We start from the raw sequence: 4352 nt of genomic DNA, 5'->3' as shown, positions 1-4352 counted from the left end.
GCTTACTCATGTTGCTGTTGCTTCCCACCTGAAACTGCTTCCTCTGGGCTCACATGTCCCAGTCTCCAGGTGTCCAGCCCCAGGGTGGAACTTCACAGGTGCCCCTGGCCGAGGACCGGTCAGGGGCACCTTTTGGTCAGCTCATCGGCTCATTCTGGGGTTCAGCTTCGCACGAGAGCGGTCCACTTCTGGGCGGCGGTGCCGTTGCAGTCCCACAGTTGCAGCCGGGTGCCGTTGGTTGGGACGCCGCTGGAGAGGCCGGCACAGCGGCCGGATGCGGGGTTGTGGAGGCTGCCGTCGGGCCTGGGGACGAAGATCTGGTTCGGTGTGGCGTTGCCGGGGCCCGCCCAGAGGTGTTGATCTTGATCTTCGGCGGGCGTTGGATAGGCGCTCCCGGGCCGGGGCCCCACACCCGGTCCGCAGCACGGGAAGGAACCGGTGCCCTGTGACCGATCCCACGCCGAGCAGCTGAACGCCCGCCGCCTCGACTGCGAGGACTGTCAGGCGAGCCCGGACAGCGGCGACATCCGCACTCTCGCGATCGGCACCTCCGGCACCACCGAGACCTGGCACATCCGCGAGTGCCCCGCCTACACGGTCCAACAAATCCTGGGGGAGGCCAGCGCCCAGAAGGTCAGTTGATCAGGCTGTGGCCGTCGTGGCTGGCAAGGTGCTGGAGGTTATTCGGTCAGCGGATTCCGGCGTCGGGATATACGGCATCCCATTCTTGGCGTGCTCGCGCGATGGCATCGCGGTGTTCTGCCGACCAGTCAGCGAGGGCTTTCACCAGATGTGTGAGGCTGCGACCCATCATGGTGAGCTCGTACTCAACTTGCGGAGGCACCGTCGGGTGCACGGTCCGGGTGATCAGCCCGTCGCGTTCCAGCTGGCGCACGGTGAGCGTGAGCATCCGCTGCGAGATACCGGGTACGGCGCGCTGAAGCTGGCTGAAACGGCGGACGCCCTGGGCCAGTTCGACGATGACCAGGACCGACCATTTGTCTCCGATCCGGTCTAGCACCTCACGGATTCCGCAGTCCTCATGCTCATCACCGCAACTGACGACAGGCGGGGTGGTTACCGCCGTGTGCCCTGCTGACATGGAAGTGCCTCCTTACGCTCCCTGGCGCAAACCCGCAGGATGATCCCGGTTACTGAAGAGAACCTACCGGAACGGGAAGACCTTGATGATCCTGGTTACTGGAGCTACCGGCGCCCTGGGCACGCTGATCGCCAAGCGGCTGGCCGGCCGTGACGACACTGTCCTCGGAACGCGCGATCCACACCAGCTCCAGGCCGCACTGCCTGTACGCCGCATCGACTTCGACGACCCCACCGCTCTCACGAAGGGCTTCGAGGGCGTGGATGTGCTGCTGCTGATCTCTGCAGGCTATGGCGAGGACGACACCGTCATAGCCCGGCACGGCGCCGCCATCGACGCCGCCAAGAAGGCCGGTGTCGGGCATGTCGTCTATACGAGCCTGACAGCCGATGGCGATCACCTCACCTACGCCCTGCCACACCGCTGGACCGAGCGTCGACTCCAGGAGAGCACCATGGGCTGGACCAGCCTGCGCAACGGGCTCTACGCGGAGTTGCTGGCCGAGCTTGCGGCCCCGTCGGCGAACGGGCGGGTCACGGCCCCGCTCGGCGAGGGCAGCCTGGCAGCCGTCGCACGCGCGGACCTGGCTGAAGCTGCGGTACGTGTGACGGTGGAGGCCCCCGCTCATGCAGGGCGTATCTATGAACTCGTTGGTGAGCAGGCCATCGGCGGCGCAGACCTGGCCCGCGCGCACGGGCCGCACGTCACTTACGAGCCGGAGACACTCGCCCAAGCCCGTGCGCGCATCGCCGCTTCCGGCGCCGAACCGTTCCAGGTGCCGATGCTGATGGGCACCTACTCCGCCATCGCCGCCGGGTTCATGTCTCGCATCGGCGGTGACCTGCGTCAACTGCTGGGTCACGCACCCCGCTCCCCGCTCGCTGCGGTCCTCGCATAGCTCCAGATCACAAGGCGCGCGTAGCCAGGACAGTCCTATGCCTTGCACAACCAAGCTGATTCCGAGAGCGGTTGTGGTGGAACTTGCCGAGCCGGTGCGAGCGCGCCTGCGGCGGCTGGCAGCGTCCGTGACCGCACAGGTCCGGCAGGCTGTGCGGGCGAAGATCGTTCTCGCGGCGGCCGACGGGCTCGCCGCCCAGGCCCACACACACGGGCACCAGCGCCAGGTGCGGCGGCACACCAGCGGCAAGAAAACCGGTGTCCCGCCGCGCCCGGAGGACCGTGCGTCTGTCGGCAGCGTGATCAGCCAGTACGGTCGCCCTCATGGCGACACCCGCACTGCGGGCGATCGAGTGGGACGGGATGTCGTGGAGGGCGCCCACCCGGATCCTGAGGCCGCCAGCGTCAGGACCCGGCTCGGGGTGGCGGCGGACCTGGCCGTGGTAGTCGAAGTCGCCGCGGACGATGCGCTGGTGGTCCTGGGCGCACCGCTGGAGCGGGTGCGGGCGTGCGGCGGGTCGGCACTGCCTTTCAGGCATGTTCAGTGCGAAGATCGAGGAGTTGTTGCGTATGCGCGGGCACATGGTCTTCGGCGAGGCCATCGATGAGGCGCCCCAGCGGAATCGGCTGGTCCAGCACGGGTGCGTCGTTGGACAGGAGGAGTGACGGCACCAGAACCGAGGCGGCTTCCGCGTTGAGCCGGTCGGCGATGTCGCACAGGACGGTGGCCTGGCTCCGGACATGATCTATGAGGTCCGCCCGGCCCGAGTGCTCGGCGATGATCCGGGCAAGGTTCCAGCGGTCGAGGGAGACCCGGTTGTCGAAGGTGGGCCGCGAGCCGGCGACGACGCCCATGGCAACCGCTGCGATCGAGGCGTCGACGCTGAGGAGGTGAGCCAATATCTGGTCGGCGTTCCATCCTCCATCGCCGGCCTCGCCGAGGTCGGGGATGGCCGCCGCATCGAGCAACCTGTCATAGGCGCTGCGGAGTGCTGTCGTGTTCATAGGGTGCTTCCCTTCATTGGGGGCGTTTCGAACTCGAATCCCGCTCCGCCGCCTCAGCGACGCGTTTGATGTTCGCCAACCGCCGGTCCCATTCGGCCGCGAGTGCGGCCATCCACCGTGCCGTCGCGTCCAATGCCGCAGGCCGCACTGCGTACCGCACCTCGCGTCCGACTCGGCTGCCCGAAACCAACCCGGCGGCGTTCAGGACGGCGAGGTGCTTGACCACCGCCTGGCGCGAGATGGGAAGTCGTTCGGCGAGCGTCGTTGCAGTGGCCTCGCCTTGCGCGGCGAGCAGGTCGAGCAGTTGACGTCGCGTCGGGTCGGCGACCGCACCGAGCACGCTGTCGACGACCTCGGCAGCACCGGGAGGTTCTTCGGTCACGCGGAGGGCTGTTCGGCGCGTGACTTGAGCGCGTCGAGCTCCAGGGGCCAGCCTTCGCTGTGGTCCTTCAGGTTCTGACTGCGCAGCTCCTCCGACCCGGCCAGCGCCGCGAACCCGCTCTCGACGACGCGCAGCCGCGTCTGGTCGCCTTCCGCGGTCAACGTGAACTCGACGAGGGTGCTGTTGTCCTCGCGCAGCTCTTCTCCGGGGAACGCGCTGGTCCAGCGGTATGCCAGGTACGTCGGCGGTTCGACCTTCTCCACGCGCACCGGGAAGTCGCCGTGCTCGGCGTTCTTCGCCACCATCGACTCGCCCTCCTTGGCCACGGTACCGGCCAGGCTCGCTTTGTCGGCCACCCAGAACCCGGGTTGAGCCACCAGCGACCAGACCCGCTCCAGGGGTGCCGCGATCAGGGTTTCGCGTTCGATTCGGTCCTCACTCATGAGGGACTCCTCCGTCGTCAACATCAAATGCAACCCCAGAGTTGCACAGCAACCAGCAATGTGCAACTTCGGGATTGCACATTGCTGGTCATGTCGGTGATGATGACTGACAGAGGCTGTCCTCGTACTTGTTGGCCTCTGCCAGGAGTTCTGCCTGGGCCCCGCCGTGGGGCGCGATGATGGTGGAGCCAGGTGTCGGAAGTGTCCGAATGCCGTGTCGGTGCGACCAGCAGGGGTCGGTCACCCATGGCACTTGAGCTTGACCAGCAGGACATCGTGGGCAAGCGCGTGGAGTCGGCGAGAGTGCGGTAAATGGTGACGAAGATCGCTCGTCGCGCTCTGCGCCGATGCCGATGACGCCGCCGACCATCGCGCCGGCACCGGCACCCCACTCGGCTCCGACCATACCCCCGGCAAGGCCACCGGTTAGAAGCCGTTGTCTTTCCGAGAGTGACGGGTGCGTTTCCGCTGGTCAGGAATAGGGATGGTGTTTTGGCGGCAGGGACGGGGTGTCGTGTCGTCT

7 protein-coding genes are annotated in these 4352 nt (G+C 67.0%); 2 read left to right on the top strand and 5 right to left on the bottom strand.

The window, feature by feature from the left end:
• Positions 1 to 161 precede the first annotated feature (161 nt).
• Positions 162 to 410: an RICIN domain-containing protein gene (locus ACFV1W_RS40145; protein WP_380422473.1), complete on the bottom strand. Its 249-nt coding sequence runs from the start codon at positions 408 to 410 to the stop codon at positions 162 to 164.
• A gap of 28 nt (positions 411 to 438) precedes the next feature.
• Here ACFV1W_RS40145 and ACFV1W_RS40140 point away from each other — a divergent pair, with 28 nt between their 5' ends.
• Positions 439 to 642 carry a hypothetical protein gene (locus ACFV1W_RS40140; protein ID WP_380422471.1) on the top strand — a complete coding sequence of 68 codons (204 nt, stop codon included), beginning with the start codon at positions 439 to 441 and terminating at the stop codon, positions 640 to 642.
• A gap of 46 nt (positions 643 to 688) precedes the next feature.
• Here ACFV1W_RS40140 and ACFV1W_RS40135 read toward each other — a convergent pair whose 3' ends face one another.
• Positions 689 to 1102, bottom strand: a complete 414-nt coding sequence (locus tag ACFV1W_RS40135; protein ID WP_380422470.1) for a winged helix-turn-helix transcriptional regulator — start codon at positions 1100 to 1102, stop codon at positions 689 to 691.
• A gap of 85 nt (positions 1103 to 1187) precedes the next feature.
• Between ACFV1W_RS40135 and ACFV1W_RS40130 the strand changes: the two genes are divergently transcribed.
• Positions 1188 to 2000: an NAD(P)H-binding protein gene (locus tag ACFV1W_RS40130; RefSeq protein ID WP_380422469.1), complete on the top strand. Its 813-nt coding sequence runs from the start codon at positions 1188 to 1190 to the stop codon at positions 1998 to 2000.
• A gap of 530 nt (positions 2001 to 2530) precedes the next feature.
• On the opposite strand, the gene ACFV1W_RS40125 is transcribed toward ACFV1W_RS40130, so the two are convergent.
• The 3 genes from ACFV1W_RS40125 to ACFV1W_RS40115 are packed head-to-tail and all read right to left on the bottom strand — an operon-like array spanning position 2531 to position 3829.
• The gene (locus ACFV1W_RS40125) at positions 2531 to 3004 is read right to left on the bottom strand and encodes a hypothetical protein (protein ID WP_380422468.1); all 474 of its coding nucleotides are present in this window, start codon (positions 3002 to 3004) and stop codon (positions 2531 to 2533) included.
• 13 nt (positions 3005 to 3017) lie between these two features.
• Positions 3018 to 3386 (bottom strand): ArsR/SmtB family transcription factor, encoded by a 369-nt coding sequence (locus ACFV1W_RS40120; protein WP_380422466.1) that lies wholly within the window; start codon positions 3384 to 3386, stop codon positions 3018 to 3020.
• Positions 3383 to 3829 carry an SRPBCC domain-containing protein gene (locus ACFV1W_RS40115; protein WP_380422464.1) on the bottom strand — a complete coding sequence of 149 codons (447 nt, stop codon included), beginning with the start codon at positions 3827 to 3829 and terminating at the stop codon, positions 3383 to 3385. The genes ACFV1W_RS40120 and ACFV1W_RS40115 overlap by 4 nt, the downstream gene beginning before the upstream one ends.
• Positions 3830 to 4352: the final 523 nt, after the last annotated feature.

The organism is Kitasatospora sp. NPDC059648 (genome assembly GCF_042734825.1).
Lineage (GTDB): Bacteria > Actinomycetota > Actinomycetes > Streptomycetales > Streptomycetaceae > Kitasatospora.
The sequence above is the reverse complement of the archived record's forward strand: the minus strand, read 5'-3'. Positions and strand labels throughout refer to the sequence as shown.

Coding starts and splice junctions, on each gene's coding strand:
- ACFV1W_RS40135 (WP_380422470.1), bottom strand. CDS start 1,102: ATGTCAGCAGGGCACACGGCGGTAACCACCCCGCCTGTCGTCAGTTGC.
- ACFV1W_RS40130 (WP_380422469.1), top strand. CDS start 1,188: ATGATCCTGGTTACTGGAGCTACCGGCGCCCTGGGCACGCTGATCGCC.
- ACFV1W_RS40125 (WP_380422468.1), bottom strand. CDS start 3,004: ATGAACACGACAGCACTCCGCAGCGCCTATGACAGGTTGCTCGATGCG.
- ACFV1W_RS40115 (WP_380422464.1), bottom strand. CDS start 3,829: ATGAGTGAGGACCGAATCGAACGCGAAACCCTGATCGCGGCACCCCTG.